Origin of the sequence: Streptomyces sp. NBC_01171 (assembly GCF_045039805.1) — a bacterium.
Taxonomy (GTDB): domain Bacteria; phylum Actinomycetota; class Actinomycetes; order Streptomycetales; family Streptomycetaceae; genus Streptomyces.
The window spans coordinates 3,483,218-3,502,179 of record NZ_CP108609.1 but is presented as its reverse complement, the minus strand read 5'-3'; the positions used below and the strand labels follow the sequence as shown (position 1 = coordinate 3,502,179).

The 18,962-nt window shown below is 71.3% G+C and carries 15 protein-coding genes, 4 tRNA genes and 1 other RNA gene; 5 read left to right on the top strand and 15 right to left on the bottom strand.

The features are described from left to right. Positions 1 to 87: 87 nt before the first annotated feature. The 5 genes from OG448_RS16195 to purS are packed head-to-tail and all read right to left on the bottom strand — an operon-like array spanning position 88 to position 4,597. Positions 88 to 528 (bottom strand): META domain-containing protein, encoded by a 441-nt coding sequence (locus OG448_RS16195; protein WP_405554575.1) that lies wholly within the window; start codon positions 526 to 528, stop codon positions 88 to 90. A 58-nt stretch (positions 529 to 586) separates the two neighbouring features. After that, positions 587 to 1,342, bottom strand: a complete 756-nt coding sequence (locus OG448_RS16190) for a sterol carrier family protein (protein ID WP_405554574.1) — start codon at positions 1,340 to 1,342, stop codon at positions 587 to 589. Positions 1,343 to 1,401: 59 nt separating this feature from the next. Continuing rightward, entirely contained in the window at positions 1,402 to 3,660 is a 2,259-nt protein-coding gene (purL, locus tag OG448_RS16185) for a phosphoribosylformylglycinamidine synthase subunit PurL (protein ID WP_405554572.1), read from the bottom strand. After that, entirely contained in the window at positions 3,657 to 4,337 is a 681-nt protein-coding gene (purQ, locus tag OG448_RS16180; RefSeq protein WP_030816895.1) for a phosphoribosylformylglycinamidine synthase subunit PurQ, read from the bottom strand. Before purQ ends, purL begins: the two co-directional genes overlap by 4 nt. Further along, positions 4,334 to 4,597: a phosphoribosylformylglycinamidine synthase subunit PurS gene (gene purS, locus OG448_RS16175; protein WP_030816897.1), complete on the bottom strand. Its 264-nt coding sequence runs from the start codon at positions 4,595 to 4,597 to the stop codon at positions 4,334 to 4,336. The genes purQ and purS overlap by 4 nt, the downstream gene beginning before the upstream one ends. A gap of 315 nt (positions 4,598 to 4,912) precedes the next feature. On the opposite strand from purS, the gene OG448_RS16170 reads away from it, so the two are divergent. The 4 genes from OG448_RS16170 (at position 4,913) to OG448_RS16155 (ending at position 6,124) form a co-directional block, all read left to right on the top strand. After that, positions 4,913 to 5,230, top strand: coding sequence for an Lsr2 family protein (locus OG448_RS16170; RefSeq protein WP_030816899.1), 318 nt, complete (start codon positions 4,913 to 4,915; stop codon positions 5,228 to 5,230). A gap of 157 nt (positions 5,231 to 5,387) precedes the next feature. Next, positions 5,388 to 5,459: transfer RNA gene (locus OG448_RS16165), tRNA-Gly, on the top strand. 79 nt (positions 5,460 to 5,538) lie between these two features. Then, positions 5,539 to 5,611 (top strand) — tRNA-Gly (locus OG448_RS16160). 437 nt (positions 5,612 to 6,048) lie between these two features. Continuing rightward, positions 6,049 to 6,124, top strand: a tRNA-Gly gene (locus tag OG448_RS16155). Between the two features lie 58 nt (positions 6,125 to 6,182). Here OG448_RS16155 and OG448_RS16150 read toward each other — a convergent pair. The 6 genes from OG448_RS16150 to ffs all read right to left on the bottom strand — a co-directional run bounded on the left by OG448_RS16150 (position 6,183) and on the right by ffs (position 15,027). Next, entirely contained in the window at positions 6,183 to 7,082 is a 900-nt protein-coding gene (locus OG448_RS16150) for a phosphoribosylaminoimidazolesuccinocarboxamide synthase (protein ID WP_405554570.1), read from the bottom strand. 70 nt (positions 7,083 to 7,152) lie between these two features. After that, the gene (locus OG448_RS16145) at positions 7,153 to 8,658 is read right to left on the bottom strand and encodes a N,N-dimethylformamidase beta subunit family domain-containing protein (protein ID WP_399570363.1); all 1,506 of its coding nucleotides are present in this window, start codon (positions 8,656 to 8,658) and stop codon (positions 7,153 to 7,155) included. 288 nt (positions 8,659 to 8,946) lie between these two features. After that, positions 8,947 to 10,728 (bottom strand): hypothetical protein, encoded by a 1,782-nt coding sequence (locus OG448_RS16140; protein ID WP_405554568.1) that lies wholly within the window; start codon positions 10,726 to 10,728, stop codon positions 8,947 to 8,949. A gap of 263 nt (positions 10,729 to 10,991) precedes the next feature. Continuing rightward, positions 10,992 to 12,260, bottom strand: coding sequence for a phosphoribosylamine--glycine ligase (gene purD, locus OG448_RS16135; protein WP_405554567.1), 1,269 nt, complete (start codon positions 12,258 to 12,260; stop codon positions 10,992 to 10,994). Positions 12,261 to 12,595: 335 nt separating this feature from the next. After that, the gene (locus tag OG448_RS16130) at positions 12,596 to 14,791 is read right to left on the bottom strand and encodes a DNA polymerase III subunit gamma and tau (RefSeq protein WP_405554565.1); all 2,196 of its coding nucleotides are present in this window, start codon (positions 14,789 to 14,791) and stop codon (positions 12,596 to 12,598) included. Between the two features lie 139 nt (positions 14,792 to 14,930). Then, positions 14,931 to 15,027, bottom strand: an RNA gene (gene ffs, locus OG448_RS16125) — signal recognition particle sRNA small type. A 72-nt stretch (positions 15,028 to 15,099) separates the two neighbouring features. On the opposite strand from ffs, the gene OG448_RS16120 reads away from it, so the two are divergent. Then, a tRNA-Ser gene (locus OG448_RS16120) sits at positions 15,100 to 15,187 on the top strand. Positions 15,188 to 15,478: 291 nt separating this feature from the next. Here OG448_RS16120 and OG448_RS16115 read toward each other — a convergent pair. The 4 genes from OG448_RS16115 to OG448_RS16100 all read right to left on the bottom strand — a co-directional run bounded on the left by OG448_RS16115 (position 15,479) and on the right by OG448_RS16100 (position 18,881). Further along, positions 15,479 to 16,006, bottom strand: coding sequence for an SMI1/KNR4 family protein (locus tag OG448_RS16115; RefSeq protein WP_405554563.1), 528 nt, complete (start codon positions 16,004 to 16,006; stop codon positions 15,479 to 15,481). Positions 16,007 to 16,260: 254 nt separating this feature from the next. After that, positions 16,261 to 16,899 (bottom strand): hypothetical protein, encoded by a 639-nt coding sequence (locus OG448_RS16110; protein WP_405554561.1) that lies wholly within the window; start codon positions 16,897 to 16,899, stop codon positions 16,261 to 16,263. After that, positions 16,896 to 18,308 carry a hypothetical protein gene (locus OG448_RS16105; protein WP_405554559.1) on the bottom strand — a complete coding sequence of 471 codons (1,413 nt, stop codon included), beginning with the start codon at positions 18,306 to 18,308 and terminating at the stop codon, positions 16,896 to 16,898. The genes OG448_RS16110 and OG448_RS16105 overlap by 4 nt, the downstream gene beginning before the upstream one ends. 108 nt (positions 18,309 to 18,416) lie before the next feature. After that, on the bottom strand, positions 18,417 to 18,881 hold the full coding sequence (locus OG448_RS16100) for a hypothetical protein (RefSeq protein ID WP_391296989.1): 465 nt from the start codon (positions 18,879 to 18,881) through the stop codon (positions 18,417 to 18,419). Positions 18,882 to 18,962 lie beyond the last annotated feature (81 nt).

Below are 18,962 nucleotides of genomic sequence, written 5' to 3'. Positions count from 1 at the left end.
GTGTCCCTGCATCGGCTCGCCGGTGGGTGGGGCTCAGGTGAGCGCTTCTGGGGCCCCTGGGGGCCGTCCTGAGTGAGTTGTCGCACATCATTCGGCCGCGCTCGGCGTGAGCTGGACGCGACCTCCCTTGCCCGTGGTGAGGGTGAGCGCCCCGTCGTCGGTACGGGCGGTCAGCGCACCGGAGTTGAGGGCGCGGGTCAGCGCGCGTTCGAAGGTCATCCGGGGTTCGTCGCAGGCCATCCGGGTCGTGCGCAGGGTGCCGAAGTCGATCCGGCCGCCGTCGATGGTGGTGGGCGCGGAGAAGGTGTTGCAGCCGAGGTTGCCGGTCGCCCGGCCCTCGTCGTCGATGCGGATGCGGGCGGCCGCGGGGGCGCGGTGCGTGGTGTCGCCCTCGGTGACGCTGTCCACCCGCCAGTCGGTGCCGGTGAGCTTCGGCGGTGGGGCCACCGAGCCGCTGCCGGTGTCGGCGGTGTCGTTCCCACAGGCCACCGCGAGCGGTACGAGCGCGGCGGCCACGGTCAGTGTCATGCGCTGCGTGTGCCGGTCCATACCGGTCCGACGCGCACGGCGCCGCCGGGGTTCCCCGCTATCCGCCGAGTGGCAGCAGCCCGGAGAGGTCGGCGCGCTCCCCGCTCGCGCTCACCTCGGCCCGTGCGACGGCGTCCGCCCAGGTCAGACGCCCGGTGGCGAGACGCACCCAGGTGAGCGGGCCGGTCTCGACCACATTGGGCGGGGTCCCCCGTGTGTGCCGGAGCCCCTCGACGCACTGCACCACCGCGTACGGCGGCACCCGCACCTCGGTGGACCCCCCGGGCGCCTTCGCGGCGAGGGCGTCGGCGAGCAGCCGGGTCGCGGCGGCGAGGGCGTGCCGGTCCTGCGGTACCTCGAGTCCGGGCACCGCGTCGGACAGGTCGTCGGCTGCGAGGACCAGCTCGACGGCACGGGTGACCAGGTACTCGTTGAGCGGCAGCACCCCCGCGCCGGTGTCCACCAGCGGGCTGCCCGGATGGTCGGCCAGCAGGGCACGCAGATCGGCCTCGGCTCCACCGAGATCGAGCGGTACGGGCGGGAAGGCGACGGCCCTGCGCAGCGGCCACTCCGCCAGCGGCAACGTCTGCTTGAACTTGGCCGGCCGCTCCACCGCCTGCCGCACGGCGACTACGGACGCGGCGACCTGCTCGGCCAGCTCCCGCACGGTCATCCCCTCCCGCCGCGTGGGCAGGGCGAGTTGACCGGGATCGAGCCCCTCCACGGCCTCCCGCACCGCACCGAGCTGCGCGAGCACGGCGGCACGGGTCCGGAGGGGGTCGTACTTACGGGCACGCTTCTTGGCCGGAGGCATGGAGCGACCCTATGCCGGGACGACCCCCGCCCGGGTGGGGCGGGGGCCGTCCGCGGTCGTCACGCCAGCAGCGCCGGAATCGTGTTCTCGTGCGCCTCGCGCAGCTCGGCCAGAGACAGGGCGAACTCGCCCTGAATGTCCACCGAGTCACCGTCCACGACGCCGATCCGGGTGGCCGGCAGGCCCCGCGCGCCGCACATGTCGGTGAAGCGCAGCTCCTCCGAGCGCGGCACGGCGACGAGCGCGCGGCCCGCCGACTCCGACAGCAGGAAGGTGAACGCGTCCAGACCGTCCGGGACGATCAACCGCGCGCCCTTGTCACCGAGCAGCGCCGACTCGACCACGGCCTGGATGAGGCCGCCGTCGGACAGGTCGTGCGCGGAGTCGACCATGCCGTCGCGGGACGCGGAGATCAGGATCTCGGCCAGCAGCCGCTCGCGCTCGAGGTCGACCTTCGGGGGCAGCCCGCCGAGGTGGTCGTGGACGACCTGGGACCAGGCCGAGCCGCCGAACTCCTCGGAGGTGTCGCCCAGCAGGTAGAGGAGCTGGCCCTCCTCCTGGAAGGCGACCGGGGTGCGCCGGGCCACGTCGTCGATGACGCCGAGGACCGCGACCACCGGGGTCGGGTGGATGGCGGCCTCGCCGGTCTGGTTGTACAGCGAGACGTTGCCGCCGGTCACCGGGGTGCCGAGCTGGAGGCAGCCGTCCGCCAGACCGCGCACGGCCTCTGCGAACTGCCACATCACGGCCGGGTCCTCGGGCGAGCCGAAGTTCAGGCAGTCGGAGACGGCGAGCGGCTTGGCGCCGGTCGTCGCCACGTTCCGGTACGCCTCCGCCAGCGCGAGCTGCGCGCCGGTGTACGGGTCGAGCTTGGCGTAGCGGCCGTTGCCGTCGGTGGCGATGGCGACGCCGAGGCCGGTCTCCTCGTCCACGCGGATCATGCCGGAGTCCTCCGGCTGGGCGAGGACGGTGTTGCCCTGCACGAAGTGGTCGTACTGCGAGGTGATCCACTTCTTCGACGCCTGGTTGGGCGACGCGACCAGCTTCAGGACCTGCTCGCGCAGCTCCTCGGGCGTGGCCGGGCGGGGCAGCTTGTTCGCGTCGTCGGCCTGGAGGGCGTCCTGCCAGTCGGGGCGGGCGTAGGGACGCTCGTAGACCGGGCCGTCGTGGGCGACGGTGCGCGGGTCGACGTCGACGATCTTGCCGCCGTGCCAGAAGATCTCCAGCCGGTCGCCGTCGGTGACCTCACCGATGACGGTGGCGATGACGTCCCACTTCTCGCAGATCTCCAGGAAGCGGGCGACCTTCTCCGGCTCGACCACCGCGCACATGCGTTCCTGCGACTCGCTCATGAGGATCTCCTCGGGCGAGAGCGTGGAGTCGCGCAGCGGTACGTCGTCCAGGGTGACGCGCATGCCGCCGGAGCCGTTGGAGGCCAGCTCGCTGGTGGCGCAGGACAGCCCGGCCGCGCCGAGGTCCTGGATGCCGACGACGAGCTTCTCCTTGAACGCCTCCAGGGTGCACTCGATGAGGAGCTTCTCCTGGAAGGGGTCGCCGACCTGGACAGCCGGACGCTTCGACGGCTTGGCGTCGTCGAAGGTCTCCGAGGCCAGGATCGACGCGCCGCCGATGCCGTCGCCGCCGGTGCGGGCGCCGTAGAGGATGACCTTGTTGCCCGCGCCGGACGCCTTGGCCAGGTGGATGTCCTCGTGCCGCATGACGCCGATGGCACCGGCGTTGACCAGCGGGTTGCCCTGGTAGCAGGCGTCGAAGACGACCTCGCCGCCGATGTTGGGCAGGCCCAGGCAGTTGCCGTAGCCGCCGATGCCGGCGACCACGCCGGGCAGCACGCGCTTGGTGTCGGGGTGGTCGGCGGCGCCGAAGCGCAGCGGGTCCACGACCGCGACCGGGCGGGCGCCCATGGCGATGATGTCGCGCACGATGCCGCCGACGCCCGTGGCCGCGCCCTGGTAGGGCTCGACGTAGGAGGGGTGGTTGTGCGACTCGACCTTGAAGGTGACCGCGTAGCCCTGGCCGACGTCCACCACACCGGCGTTCTCACCGATGCCGACGAGCATGGCGTCCGACTGGGGCGCCTTCTCGCCGAACTGGCGCAGGTGGACCTTGGAGGACTTGTACGAGCAGTGCTCGGACCACATGACCGAGTACATGGCGAGTTCGGCGCCGGTCGGGCGGCGGCCGAGGATCTCGACCACGCGCTCGTACTCGTCCTTCTTCAGGCCCAGTTCGGCCCAGGGCAGCTCGACGTCGGGGGTCGCGGCCGCGTTGTCGACCGTGTCCAGAGGCGTCCGGCTCATGCGTTGACCAGCTTCTTCAGGATCGAGGTGAAGAACGGGAGGCCGTCGGTGCGGCCGGTTCCGATCAGCGGCTCGACGGCGTGCTCGGGGTGCGGCATGAGGCCGACGACGTTCCCGGCCTCGTTGGTGATGCCGGCGATGTCGCGCAGCGAGCCGTTGGGGTTCATGTCCAGGTAGCGGAAGACCACCCGGCCCTCCGCCTCCAGCTTGTCGAGCGTGTACTCGTCGGCGACGTACCGGCCGTCCATGTTCTTCAGCGGGATGTGGATCTCCTGGCCCTGGCGGTAGTCGCCGGTCCAGGCCGTCCCCGCGTTCTCCACCCGCAGCTTCTGGTCGCGGCAGATGAAGTGGAGGTGGTCGTTGCCGAGCATCCCGCCGGGCAGCAGGTGCGCCTCGGTGAGGACCTGGAAACCGTTGCAGATACCGAGGACTGGCAGACCGGCCTTCGCCTGCTCGATGACGGACTCCATCACCGGCGAGAAGCGGGAGATCGCCCCGGCACGCAGATAGTCGCCGTAGGAGAAACCGCCGGGCAGCACCACGGCGTCGACCTGCTTGAGGTCCTTGTCCTTGTGCCAGAGGGCCACGGGTTCGGCGCCGGCGAGGGTGATCGCGCGCCGGGTGTCACGGTCGTCGAGACTTCCCGGAAAAGTGACGACGCCAATACGAGCGGTCACTCGGCGGCCCCCGCTACTTCCTCCACCTTCACGGTGAAGTCTTCGATCACGGTGTTGGCGAGGAAGGATTCCGCCAGATCATGGATGCGGGCGAGCGCGGCCTCGTCGACCGGCCCCTCTACTTCCAGCTCGAATCGCTTTCCCTGACGGACGTCCGAGATCCCCGTGAAACCCAGGCGCGGCAGCGCACGCTGGACCGCCTGGCCCTGGGGGTCGAGGATCTCCGGCTTGAGCATGACGTCGACTACGACGCGTGCCACTGGCACTCCCGGTGTGTGGTGCTGAGCAGGTTCCTTCAGACTACCCGTACAAAATTTCTACGCGGGTAGAGTTGGAGGTTTCTACGTGACCCCCATCACGATCGGGTGTCGAGCACCGGCCCCGGTGAAAATTTCTGGGAAAGTTCTGCGGGCCACTGGTGATGCCTATTGAGTCCGGACACGCGGAGGTATTCAGTAGGACTTCCCATTTCATTGGCGCGCACTGTACAAATGAATTGGCAATAGCCGATACTCGGCACGTCATTGCCGGTCAAGACCGGTGAACCGACGTGCCGCACGAAGGGACCGATATCCGTGGCGCAAAAGGTCGTGGTCACGCTCTTCGACGACATCGACGGCTCGGAAGCGGCGGAAACGATCGCCTTCGGACTCGACGGCAAGTCGTACGAGATCGACCTGAACGAAACCAACGCCAAGAAACTGCGCAAGGCGCTCGCGCCCTACGTGGAGGCCGGCCGCAAGCGCGCCCGGTCCGGCAAGGCGTACCGGCAGACCGAGGTCGCGCCCGACCCGTCGGCCATCCGCGCCTGGGCCCAGGCCAACAAGATGGATGTGCCCGCGCGCGGCCGCATCCCCAAGAAGGTCTACGAGGCGTTCAGCGAGGCCCGCTGAGCCCGTACGGGCGGACCCCTCAGGGCCCCGGACCGAGGGCCCTGAGACTCGTTCACCTGCCCCCGGGGGGAGCCGACTTGCGCAACCCCCCTGCTGATCGGCTAATGTCTGGCTCACGCCGAGGGGCGAGGCCGAAAGGCCGAAACCCACGGACCGTGCGGGTGTAGTTCAGTAGTAGAACACCCCCCTTCCAGGGGGGAGGCGCAGTGTGCGATTCCTGTCACCCGCTCTGGCACCGGTCATGACCATCCTTTTGGATCAGGTAGGCTGGTGCTCGCACCGATCGGTGGGAGCCGGTCGGGAGCAGTGCGGACGTAGCTCAGTTGGTAGAGCGCAACCTTGCCAAGGTTGAGGTCGCGAGTTCGAGCCTCGTCGTCCGCTCAGTGAAAAGGCCCCGGTCTTCGGACCGGGGCCTTTTGCATGCCTCGGCGGCGCTGGCGGCGTGAGGGTCGCCACATCCCCATGGACCGAACTGCCCGGCTGCCAGGTGGGTGCGGCGGCCGGGACACCCGGAGCGGGCGCTCGCGGCAGGTGGGCGGGGGTTCGTGCCGCAGACGGTCGGCGTCCCGCACCGGCCACGTGGAAGCCCTTACGCCGGCCCCGAGTTGGCCGCCGACGCGATCTTCCGTGGGCGACTCCCCGTCGACCGCGCAGGGGCCGCTGGAGCGCCCGTCCCGGAGATCGTCGGGTGGGCCGCGCTGCCACCGGGGAACCCCTCCTCGGCCGTCACCGAACCGGACGCGGAGAAGCGCGCACACGGCGGCGCGTCTCGCGCACCCCTGGGGTTGGGTATAGTTGGCTCCGCGCCACGGCGCAGTGCGGACGTAGCTCAGTTGGTAGAGCGCAACCTTGCCAAGGTTGAGGTCGCGAGTTCGAGCCTCGTCGTCCGCTCCATGAAGAAGCCCCCCGGTTCTCCGACCGGGGGGCTTTTCTCGTCCTAGGCCGACAGGGCCTAGCTCCAGCGGGTGCCGGTCAGGCGCTCGTACGCCTCGATGTACTTGGCGCGGGTCGCCTCCACCACCTGCTCGGGCAGCGCGGGCGGGGGCTGCTCGCTCTTGCGGTCCCAGCCGGACTCGGGGCCGGTCAGCCAGTCCCGCACGAACTGCTTGTCGTACGACGGCTGGGCGTGGCCCGGCTCCCACGTCTCGGCCGGCCAGAAGCGGGACGAGTCGGGGGTGAGGACCTCGTCCGCGAGGACCAGGGTGTCCCCGTCGAAGCCGAACTCGAACTTGGTGTCCGCCAGCACGATCCCCCGCTCCCGGGCGATGTCACGGGCGCGGGCGTACACCGCGAGGGTGAGCTGGCGGAGCTGGGCGGCGGTCTCCGCGCCGACCTGGCGGGCCACCTCCTCGTACGACACGTTCTCGTCGTGCTCGCCGACCTCGGCCTTGGTGGCCGGGGTGAAGATCGGGCCGGGCAGCTCCGAGCCGTCCACCAGCCCCTCGGGCAGCGCCAGCCCGCAGACCGTACGCGACTCCCGGTACTCCGCGAGGCCCGAGCCGGTCAGATAGCCGCGCGCCACGCACTCCACCGGGACCATGTCCAGCGACTTGCAGACCAGCGTGCGGCCCGCCCAGTCGGCCGGGGCGCCCTTGGGCAGTTCGGTGCTGATGACGTGGTTGGGCGCCAGGTCACGGAGCTGGTCGAACCACCACAGGGACAACTGGGTCAGCACCCGGCCCTTGTCGGGGATCTCGGTGGGCAGCACCCAGTCGTACGCGGAGATGCGGTCGCTGGCGACCATCACGAGGTCGCCCGCCTCGTCGCGGTACAGGTCGCGCACCTTGCCGGTGTGCAGGTGCACCAGACCCGGAACCTGGATCGGCTCGGGCTTTTCTACGAATCCGGACACGGTTCCTCCCCGTGGTTCTGTCCAACTGCCTCGATTCTCCCGTATGCCGGTGATCGGGCCGGTGGCAGGGTCAGTCCCGCTTGCAGATACGGTCCAGCAGGTTGGCGGTGGCGCGCTGGACCCGGGCGTCCACATGGCCGGGCCGGTCCAGCGCCGGGGACCAGGCGAAGGTGCCGGAGGCGAACACCCAGGCGCCGGACGGGGCGCGGTACAGGGAGGTCTCCTGGTGGCGCCGGGCGCCCTCGCCGTCGGTGTACGGGGAGTGCGCGAGCAGCACGCGCTCCTCGTGCTCGGGCAGGGCGGTGCGCGGGAAGTACCGGTCGGCCTCGCCCGCGACCAGGCCCGCGATCTCGTCGCCCTCGCGGGCACCGGTGGCGTCCCACAGCCAGTGCCCGGCGTTGCGGACGATCAGCGGATGCGGCTCGGGCACCCGGCCCGCGTACTGGATGCCGATCACCTGCTGCTCGGGGCGGTCGATCTCCCGCCACAGCACCGGCTTCCCGGGACCCTTGCGCTTGCGGCAGGTCAGCAGCCGGTCCGGCACCCCGGACGCGGAGGGCGACAACTCCACCTGCCAGTACATGGTGTTGGCCGACAGGAAGACCAGCGAGGTCCCCCGGTCGCGGGCCTCCTCCACCGCCCGCCGCATCGGCACCGACCAGTACTCGTCGTGGCCGGGGAAGACCAGGCCCCGGTACCGGGTGGGGTCGATCCGGCCGGCGTGCAGGTCGCGGGCGTCGGCGTAGGCGAGGTCGTAGCCGTAGCGCTCGGCCCAGCGGATGAAGTCGTAGGCGTGGCCCACGTGCAGGGGCAGGCCCGCACCGGCGTACGGGCGGTCGAAGGAGACGGTGGTGGCCGCGTCGGCCTCGCCGAGCAGGGAGCCCTTCTCGTCCCAGGCGTGGTAGAGGCTGGCCCCGGTGCGGCCGTCCTCCGGGTAGAGGTTGTACGCCTGCCACGTGATGTCCGGGAGCAGCAGGAGCAGGTCGGCGGGCTCGTCGTCGCGGACCGTGAAGGGCACGTGGGAGCGGTAGCCGTCGGCGGTGGTGAGGACCGCGACGTACGCCCCGACCCGCCACTCGGCGGGCACCTGGAGGCGCCAGGACAGCCACCAGTGGTGACAGGAGACCGTACGGTCGGCGGCCAGCGGCGCGGACTGGACGATGCCGGAGAGGCGGGGGCTGGTGGTGATCTTCGCGGCGCCGTGACCGGCGTAGTGGCCGATCCGGTAGATGTCGACGCTGAACTCCTGCGGCGGGTCGACCGTGATGTGGAAGTCGATCGCCTCGCCGGGCGCCACCGCGCCGGTGGACGCGAACCCCTTGATCTGGCGGCCCACGTCGTCGGCCGAACGCGGGCCGGGACCGGCCGAACGCGGCGCCGGGACGCGCGCGCCGGGCCGGCCGGACCGGGTGGTGGCCGGCTGGATGGGGTCGACGTACCAGGGCACCACGTGTCCGGTGTCGTCGAAGTAGGTCTCACTGCCGCGCAGCCAGGGCACCGGGCCCAGGCCGAAGGGATCGGTGACGGCGTGCGCGAGCGCTCCCGACTCCCAGCGGCGGATGTGATCCGAGGTCATGGACGCCCCCTCCCTCGTGTCCCCCGTTGCCGTGATGGCGTTGTCTGTGGTGCCAGGACCGGAACCCGGTGTTGCCGTCTCGGGTGTGCTCGGTGCGCCGGATCGCTCGGCCGTGCGAACGCGTGTCGTATGCCCGTGCCATGTGCGTGTCGGTCCCAGCACATCACATAACGCACGACTCCGGTCACTGTTCGTTGTGAATTGGCCTGAAGTGGAAGATGCTGCTCCGTTACACCGGTGGACGGCCGGGACTCCTGGTGCCCGGTGACGACTCCTGTGCCGTGTGGCTCAGACCAGCCGGACCGGCTTCTCCGGCCGTATCCCGGACTCGGCCAGCCAGGCGCGCAGCGGGCCCGGATCGCCCTCCTCGATCAGGCTGAGCACCTTCGCGGTGAGGTCGGCGGCGCGCTCGCCGTCCAGCAGCAGGGTGGGGCCGTCCAGCCAGTCCAGGCCGGGGGCGGCTCCGGCGGTGTCGACGGCCGCGCAGCAGATCATCGCGGTGATGTGCGCGGCGAGGAGTTCGCGTCCGGTGCGCGGGGGCTGGAGGGGGAACAGCGGCAGGTCGCCGTCCTCCCACAGCGCGCTGTCCGGGCCCTGCGCCCGCGCGCCCTGCGGTACGGCGCTCTCCTCGCGGGCCAGGGCTGCGCTGAGGCCGGCGGCGAGGAGGGCGCTGCGCTCGGTGGCGGGGTCTGGGTCCGCGTCGGCGCTGTCGGGGCTGCCCGCGTCGTCCGCGTTGTCGAGGGGCGCGGTGGGGGCCGGGACCGTGGGGGTGCTGTCGGCGGCGGGCTGGGCCAGGTGGTCCAGGACACGGGCCAGGGTGGGGCCGCCGGGGTCCGGGGTGGCCGGGTCCAGGCTGGGGCTGACGCCCAGGGAGTCCAGTACCCGGTGCAGCCGGGCCGCCTCCGCGCGCCAGGTGCGGTCCACGACCTCCTCCGGGTACGCCTGCCAGTCCACCGGCGCCCAGCTCGGGCCCGACTCGGCCGGGCCGCCGTGGAAGAGGCGGGCGGTGAGCAGGGACACCGCCTCGTCCACCACGCCGGGCTCCTCCAGCAGGTCGCACGCCGGGCGCTCGCCCAGCCGGGCGGCGAAGCCGTCGGCCAGCCGGTCGCGCCGGGACAGCTCGGTCAGCGCGGCGGCCACGCCCACGTCCAGCCGGGAGGGCCAGCGGCCCATCCGCCAGGCGGGCAGCGCCACCTTGGTCAGCAGCCGGTCCCAGCCCGCGTACGCCAGGCCGACCTGCTCCTGGGCGGCGATCCGGGGGCCGTAGTCCACCGCCTGGGCGCGCTCGGCGGCCGCCGTGGCGACCCCGCGCTCCATCAGCGCGGCATGCTCACGGCAGCCCTGCAGCAACAGCCGGGCCACCCGGCCCAGGGCCGCGTACACGCCCCGGGTCAGCGGGCCGCGGCCCGGCGCGTCGGCGACGGCCACCGCGGCGTCCAGACCGCGCACGAAACGGCGGGCGGCGGCTATGTCGGGCTGCGCGGACGGGCCCGTACCGGCCACGACCGGGGCGAGCACCGCGCGCAGTTCCGCGACCCGCATCCACCACAGGAAGGGCGACCCGATCACCAGCACCGGCGCCGGGACGACCGGCCGCCGCTCGGGGCGGCCGCCGGGGACCACCGGCTCGTTGTGCGCGCGGGTGACGGGCGGGGCGTGCGCCGGGTGCGTACGGTCCTCGAGCCAACTGTCGCAGTCCGGGGTGAGCGCTATCGCGGAGGGGGCGGGCACGTCCAGCCGGTCGGCCAGGTCGCGCACCATCCGGTACAGGTCGGGGGCGGAGCGCTCGGGCACCGGGACCGTGGGGCTCGCGGCGGGGCGTGCGCGGGCCACGACCAGGGCGATGCCGGCGGCCGCCAGCAGCACCAGCACCGCGAGGACGCCCACCACCCAGCGGGCCGTGTCCCAGCCCTGGCCGGTGAACTGGCCGGTGGCGGCACCGGTCAGCAGGATCACCTCGGCTGCCGCGGGCAGCAGCGCCACGGCCAGCGCCCGGCTGCGCACCCGCAGCACGGCCAGCGCGCGCGAACGCGCGGCCCTGGCGCCCAGCTCCCCACCGGTTCCGGTCATGCGCGACGCTCACCCCCTGCCTGCCGATCGCGTGCTGTCCTGGCGGTGCCCACTCCCCCACTGTGGCACCCGCCCCTGACATCGCAATGCCGGTGGGCCAAGTGCCGGACCGCTTGCGCCGCACCATAGTTGGGGGTCCGGCCCCCGTCAGCCGGATGGCGCATTGCTCACTCGATGGAATGGCCTTGGTCAGAGCTGGGTGACAGACGGCAAAGGTCAGGCCCCGGATTTCGGGGTCCGGGGCCTGAGTGGAGCGGGGGCTTCTATGCGACGCCGGTCGTGGCCGTGTCGGCCGCCTTCGCCGCGATGTCCGTGCGGTGGTGCGAGCCCTCGAGACCGATCCTGGCCACCGCGCGGTACGCGCGCTCGCGGGCCTCGGCGAGGTCCTCGCCGGTGGCCGTGACGGACAGCACGCGGCCGCCCGCGCTGACGACGTCCTCGCCGTCCTGCCTGGTCCCGGCGTGCAGCACATAGGCGTGGGGGGCGTCCTCGGCGGCCACCTCGTCCAGGCCGGTGATCGGGTCGCCGGTGCGCGGGGTGCCGGGGTAGTTGTGCGAGGCCACGACCACGGTGACGGCCGCGTCCTCGCTCCAGCGCAGCGGCTCCAGGTGGGCGAGGGTGCCGTTGGCGGAGGCGAGCAGGAGGGAGGCTAGCGGGGTCTTCAGGCGGGCCAGCACGACCTGGGTCTCGGGGTCGCCGAAGCGGGCGTTGAACTCGATGACCCGTACACCGCGCGAGGTCATGGCGAGCCCCGCGTACAGCAGGCCGGAGAAGGGGGTGCCGCGCCTGCGCAGCTCGTCCACGGTCGGCTGGAGCACGGTGCGCAGCACGTCGTCCACCAGCTCCGGGTCGGCCCACGGCAGCGGGGAGTACGCGCCCATGCCACCGGTGTTGGGGCCCTCGTCGCCGTCGAGCGCGCGCTTGAAGTCCTGCGCGGGCTGGAGCGGTACGACGGTCCTGCCGTCCGTCACGGCGAAGAGCGAGACCTCGGGGCCGTCGAGGAACTCCTCGATCACCACCCGCTCGCACCCGGCCGCGTGCGCCTTGGCCTCCTCGATGTCCGAGGTGACGACGACGCCCTTGCCCGCGGCCAGCCCGTCGTCCTTGACGACGTACGGCGCCCCGAAGGCGGCCAGCGCCTCGGCGACCTCGTCGGCGGTGGTGCAGACGTACGAGCGCGCGGTGGGCACTCCGGCCGTGGCCATGACGTCCTTGGCGAACGCCTTGGACCCCTCCAGCACGGCGGCCTCACGGGACGGCCCGAACACCGGGAACCCCGCCTCGCGCACGGCGTCGGCGACGCCCGCCACCAGCGGGGCCTCCGGGCCGATCACGACCAGGCCGGCCTCCAGCTCGGTGGCGAGCGCCGCTACGGCCTTGCCGTCGAGCGCGTCCACCTGGTGCTGCTGGGCCACCTCGGCGATGCCCGCGTTCCCTGGCGCGCAGTGCAGTTCGGTGACGTCGGGATCGAGGGACAAGGAGCGGCACAGGGCGTGTTCGCGGGCGCCGCCGCCGATGACGAGGACCTTCACGGGGGTCAGCTTATCGGCTGGGTTGCCGAAGGTCGGGGGGTGGGGAAGTTGGAGGAATCTACGAGGGCGGGGGCGCGTCGCGGTTCGGGGCGGGGGGCGTTGGCGGCTGCGGGTTCGTCGTGGCTTGTCGCGCAGTTCCCCGCGCCCCCGGGATGGCACAGCGGAAGGGGGCCGAAACGCTTGGTCCGTTCACTCGCCGAGGCGCGCCTCGCGGGTGCGCGGGGCACGTGGGCGGCTGCCGGTTCGTCGTGGCCTGTCGCGCAGTCCCCCGCGCCCCTTGGGTGGGGGCGGAAGTAGGTCAGGAGGTCCGCCCGTTCACTCGCCGGCGGGGCGGCCTACTGATCGTGGGAGAACTCGTCCAGGACTGTGGCACCGAGTTCGCGGACGATCAGGTCGCGGCCGGAGAGGGCGGATTCGTCCAGGTCGGGGTCGTCGTCGGCGGGGGTGTCGTCTTCGAGGGAGACGGGGGGTGGTTCGGGGGCCGGGGGTCTCGGGGCCGGGGCCGGCTGGGAGCCGCCGGTCTGGGAGGGGGCGCTCTGCTGGGGGGCCGCGGCGCGGGAGGGGGCCGGGGTGCCGTAGCCGCCCGCGTTCGCGGCGCCGCCTCCGCCGAAGTTCCCGGTGCCGCCGGAGGGCGGGGGGGCCGAGCCGCCGCCGGAGGGGTCGATGACCGCCTCGATCTTCCACTGGACGTTGAACTGTTCGGCCAGCGCCTGGCGGAGTACGTCCTCGCTGCCGCTGGCGGAGAAGTTGTCGCGGGCGCCGGCGCTGGCGAAGCCGAGCTGGAGGGTGGTGCCGTCGAAGCCGGTCACCTGGGCGTTCTGGCTGAGCAGAATCCAGGTGAAGCGGCGGCGGTTCTTGACGGCCTCCAGGATGTTCGGCCAGAGCATGCGGGGGTCGAGGCCGCCGGAGGGGGCGGGCGCGACGGGCGCCGTCGGCGCGGGGGCCGCGGGCTGGGGCTGGCTCGGGGCCTGTGGCCGGCTGGGCGGGGTCTGCTGCTGCGGCTGGCCCTGGCCTGCCGGGGTGGCGGTGGGCCACGCGCCGGAGCGGCGGCCGCCACCGGCGGGAGCGGCGGTGGGCCAGGCGCCGGGAGCAGCCGGGGCGGCGGGGGCGGCTTCAGGAGCCGGAGCGGGCGCCTGGGCCGGAGCGGGCGGCGGGGTCGGCGCGGGGGCCTGCGCCGCCGGGGCAGGGGCGGGTGCCGTACCCGCGCCGGGTCCGCCGGGGTTGCGTACGGCCGCCCGAGCGGCGGCGGGACCGCCGCCAGGAGACACTGCGGGCCCGTCCCCCATGGCGGGTGCCGGGGCCGCCGCGCCGGGGTGGGCCTCGGGGCCGGGCACGTACTGCATGGGCGGAGCGCTTGTACCGGCGGAGAAGTTCACGCCCCGCTCGATGCGGTCGAGGCGGGCCATGACGGAGCGCTCGTCGCCGTACGCGGCGGGGAGCATCACGCGCGCGCAGATGAGTTCGAGCTGGAGACGGGGCGAGTTGGCGCCGCGCATCTCGGTGAGGCCCTCGTTGACGAGGTCGGCGGCGCGGCTCAGCTCGGCGGCGCCGAAGATCTCGGCCTGGGCCTGCATGCGCTCCAGGACGTCGGCCGGGGCGTCGATGAGGCCCTTCTCGGCGGCGTCGGGCACGGCGGCGAGGATCACCAGGTCGCGCAGCCGCTCCAGCAGGTCGGCGACGAAGCGGCGGGGGTCGTTTCCGCCCTCGATGACGTGGTCCACGACCTCGAAGGCCGCAGCGCCGTCCCCAGTGGCGAAGGCTTCGACGACGGAGTCGAGCAGGGAGCCGTCGGTGTAGCCGAGGAGGGAGGTGGCCATGGGGTACGTCACACCGTCCGCACCGGCACCCGCGAGGAGCTGGTCCATGACGGACATGGAGTCACGCACGGAGCCCTGGCCCGCGCGCACGACCAGTGGGAGCACGCCCTCCGCGACCGGGATGTCCTCCTTCTGGCACACCTCGCCGAGGTACTCGCGCAGGGTGCCGGGGGGGACGAGCCGGAAGGGGTAGTGGTGCGTACGCGACCGGATGGTCCCGATGACCTTCTCGGGCTCGGTGGTGGCGAAGATGAACTTGAGGTGCTCCGGCGGCTCCTCGACGACCTTCAGCAGCGCGTTGAAGCCGGCCGACGTGACCATGTGGGCCTCGTCGATGATGTAGATCTTGTACCGGCTGCCAGCGGGCCCGAAGAACGCCTTCTCGCGCAGCTCACGGGCGTCGTCCACGCCGCCGTGGGAGGCGGCGTCGATCTCGATGACGTCGATCGAACCGGGCCCGTTGCGCGCGAGATCGCGGCAGGACTGGCACTCGCCGCAGGGGGTGGGGGTGGGACCCTGCTCACAGTTGAGACAGCGGGCCAGGATGCGGGCACTGGTCGTCTTGCCGCAGCCGCGCGGGCCACTGAACAGGTACGCGTGATTGACCCGGTTGTTCCGCAGCGCCTGCTGCAGCGGGTCGGTTACGTGCTCCTGCCCGATGACCTCGGCAAAGGTCTCGGGGCGATAGCGGCGGTACAAGGCGAGAGACGACACGCATACGAGGTTATAGGCGCCCACGGACAACGCGTCGCGGCGCTCGCTCCGGCCCAGGTCAGAGAGGTGCGCATCTTGTCGGCGGCCGTACACCCACCCGGGTCACCCGGTACCGGCCACGGTCCCCCGCCCCCGGGAACGCAAGGGCCCCCCACGCACCCGCCAGAGCCAACCTACCCTTGCTGCCTTCCGGCCCTGGGGGAGTTCAGTCAGATAGCGCCGCGTGAGGGGCTGCGCAAAGAGTACCTGATCCGGGGCCGGGGGGACGAGTTCGCGACCACTCCTTCCGGTCATGTAATGTCTCCCTCGGAGGATTCGCCTAGAGGCCTAGGGCGCACGCTTGGAAAGCGTGTTGGGGGCAACCCCTCACGAGTTCGAATCTCGTATCCTCCGCCAGTGCCTCACCGGGCACGAAGTCGAAGGGCCCCACTGCTTGCAGTGGGGCCCTTCGACTTCGTGCCCCTGGACCGGGTGGATGTGATCGCAGCTTCCCAAGCCCCCTGAAGTGACCGTCATCCACGGCAAGGTTCCGCTGCGGGCCACGCCGGGTGATGTATCAAGTAGTCCACCCCACCGTCGCCCTCACTGCCCTGGACCAGAGGACCGGGTTCGTATCCCGCGATCTTGAGCACGTGCGGATGATGGCACGAGGGACAGAAACTACGTCCGCCGGCAGCAGCGGGTCGATCATCGGCAGAGCGCCATGACGATGTCGTCGAAGTCCGGGAACTCCTCGGCAGCCTGCTTGATGACATCAGGTGCCGGCTGGCGACTGTCCGCTGCGAAGCGAGTCGCGACTGCTTCCAGTTCGTCGTTGCGCCCCGGCGACCAGTCGGGGTCGTACGCTGTGGCGGCTTCCCACGGACCGAAGCCGCCGGCCAGCAGCCACAGGAAACCAGCGAGATCAGGCGCTATGACTCCCGTCTCGCCCTCGGAGCCGAGGAACACGACCGGCTGCTCGCTCAGTGGTCGGGACTCACGGACCAACCAGAACGCCGCGTAGCCCCCGGTGCCGTCCTGTCCGAAGACGCGGAAGGCCGAACCGTCCACTTCGGGGTTCCCGGTCCAAGAACGGAACCAGTCTGCCGTCTCGGCTTCGGACACAAAGGCCGGGAACGGCTCGAAGTCCACTCCTCGCCCGTCGTCGTACTCGAACGGCACAGCAAAGGCAGCAGCCAACGCGGGCGGGAACGGGCGTCCCGGATCGTGAATCACGCCGGCAGGCTAACGACCAGCACTGACAGGCCCGCCCAACCTCCTTGGGAGGCTCTGGCTCATGGGTCGCTTCGGCAGCTTGAGAACGCCATCGCCGGGGGGGACTGTTGCGGTGTTCTCGACTGTGGGTGTTACTGCTTCGGCTTCCGGGACCATCTCGAGGTCGGGCTGCATGCCCTGCCGAAAAAGAGTGCTCGGGAGCTGCGAGCACTCGTCTCGGCGCTCGACGAGAAGATTTTTACCAGGGCCGTCGCTCAGTTCCCCGGCAGCGGGCTGATGCCCGGTTCGTAGTGGGCGCGTACGTAGATGCGGGTGCGGGTCGGGGCGTAGTCGTGGGCGTAGAAGGTCACGCACTGGGGGTCGGAGGTCGCGTACGGGTCGTCCGTGGTGTCGGGGGCGCCAGGGCAGACGTCGCCGTAGCGCATGCCTGTGGTGAGCGTTTCCGGTTCGTCGAGGCCCAGGTGGGCGAAGTCGTGCGGAGCCTTGGCCGGCTGGGAGGGCGACGGCGTCAGCCACTTGCCGTCCGGCGGGTACTTCGCCAGATACTTCTCTGCTTCCGCCCGCGTCAAGGTGAAGGTGAGGATGCCGGTGTCGAAGCGGGACGTCGTCTCGTACGCGGCCTGAGGGGAGTGCGCGGCCTTCGGGAGCTCGAGGCCCATGTGCGTGCTCATCCACTCGGGAGTGATGCCCTTGGCCCACTGGGCGTCCGACACCCGAGCGGTGGCGGAGGTGTCGCTCTGGTCACCGAGGTACCAGGCCGTCGTAGCGACACCACTCGCCAGAACCAGCACCCCGACGGCGACTCCCGCGATGAGCCAGCCCTTCCGGCGTCCCCCCTTACCCGTGCCGGGCTGTTCCGAGGTGTACGCGTAGGCGTTGTTCACATCGTTCATCGGCCGGCCGCCCTGCCCGCAGCGCCACTAGTGCGTCCTTGCTGCTGCTCACGGGCGGGATTCGTACGGCCGTCCCTGCTCTCTTCGGAGCCGGGCAGTTGAGAGGCGCCGGGCGCCGATGAACCGAGGTCGTAGTGCTTCACGTCGCTGCTCCCGGACATGTCGAACTCTTGGGCGAGGCCCACGCGGTGGAGCTTGGCCATCTGGCCGTCGGGGATGTCCAGCGGACCCACCTTCACGCCCTTCCCCTCGTCCCAGTTGTACCGGTCCCAGACGTTCACCTGGTAGTCGACAGAGACCTTCGGAGCACCGTTCGCGTCCGGCACGGCCGTCACCACCCCGGTCACATTGCTATTGGCCCCGCCCACCGCGTAGAACCAGTTCGGGTTGTCCTCCTGGCTGAAGTAGAACCCCGGGCGCCGCTTGACCTCCACCGGGAAGGCGACCGGCTTGCCGCCGTTCTCCTTGAACTCCTTGAGGGCCTGCTCACGCCAAGCGTCCTGGTGGAGTGTGACGGTGCCGTCGACGTACTGCTTGAAGGCGGGTACGTCCGCCATCATCTTGTCCACCGGCAAGGTCATCGGAGCTCCGCTGTTGCCCAGGTAGTGCGACATGTTGCGGGACGCGTCCGTCATCCCCTTCCAGTCCGCCCCCTCGGCCAGCAGCCTCATCTTCTCCTTGGTGGACCAGTCCGCCGCGCCCGGTGACTCGGAGCGGTGCCGACCTGCTCCCGCGTCTGCCGCGACCTGCTGCATGGAAGGGCTGAGGATGCCCGCCGCCTCCAGGTCCTTCTGCTGCGCGAGCCAGAGCCGAGCTCGGGCCTCGGGGCTGAGGGATTCCCAGAGACGGCGCAGTTCGGCCCGCTGCTCGGGCTTCGCGTCGGCGCCGAGTCCGGCGAGCTTGCGGGCTCGCGGAAGCTGGTCCTCGTCCAGCGACGTGTATCTGGAGTGCCCGGCGTTGTTCGGATCGTTGCCGTGGCTCCCGCGTAGTGCACGCACAGCCGCCGCATCGACCTCCGCCGCGTGCTGGACGATTCCGGTGAGGGTGTCCGCGTACCACCGCATCCGGTCCTTGGTGCGCTGGTTGGGCCCTTCGGGGGTGCAGAGCGTCTCCATGACGCGAACCGTGCCGCCAGGGCCCTCGCCCACCATCAGCCCAGGGTCCGGCGGCTGGTGCTTCGGGTCACCCTTACGAGCCGCTTCGGTGAGGGTCCTGGCCTGCTTTTGGTACCGCACGAGTTCGTCGTGAGCATCCGTGAGCACATTGGCGATGCTCAGAGCCTCCGCGTGGAGATCGCTGAACTCCTTGACGGTCTTGCGCACGAACTCCCTGCTGACGTCCGCGTTGATGCCCTTCCAGCGAGCCCTTTCGGCCTTCTTCGCCAGAACGTCCCGTGCGTCTGTCGCCAACTTTTCCAGCTCACTCACCATCGACCGCCAGTGTGAGGCCGACGTACCCAGTTTGGTCAGGTCCACGGTCATGAGGTCCGAGTACGTGAAATCTGCCACCGGGCGCCCCTACCTGAAGTCCTTGTCCAGCTCCGAGACAGGCAGCGGGCCGCTACGGCCGCGGAGATCAGCGACGATCTTCGCGTCCTCCGCCGTGTGCCGCTTCTTGGTGTAGTCGAGGTGGTTCGAGATGTGTGCGCAGGCTTGCAGGACGTGCTTGACCTGCGAGGTCCAGATCTCGACCGTCGTTTCCAATTCGGCACCGAGGCTGAAGTGGTGGCTCTTGAGCGCCGTGGCCGCCTGCATCGTGGACCCGGACCCGCCCTTGTCGATACCCGCCCCCGCGATATCGGCCTTTTTCTTCAGCTCACCGTGCAGAACGAACGCCTCATGGCCGACACCGCCCAAGTCGTCCTGGTAGGCCACCAGATCATGGTCGTCCGTGCCTCCTGAACCGACCCCGTTCAGGCGCGTACGGGCCTCCCTGGCCGCCCGCGCCCCGGCTTTCGCGTTCTCCCACTCCTGCCAGGCCATGTCTCCCCCGTCCTGACTCGCCCTTGCGAGATCGGCTCCCGTTGACGAACCGAACCCGTCGGCTCGGAAGTTATCAACTCC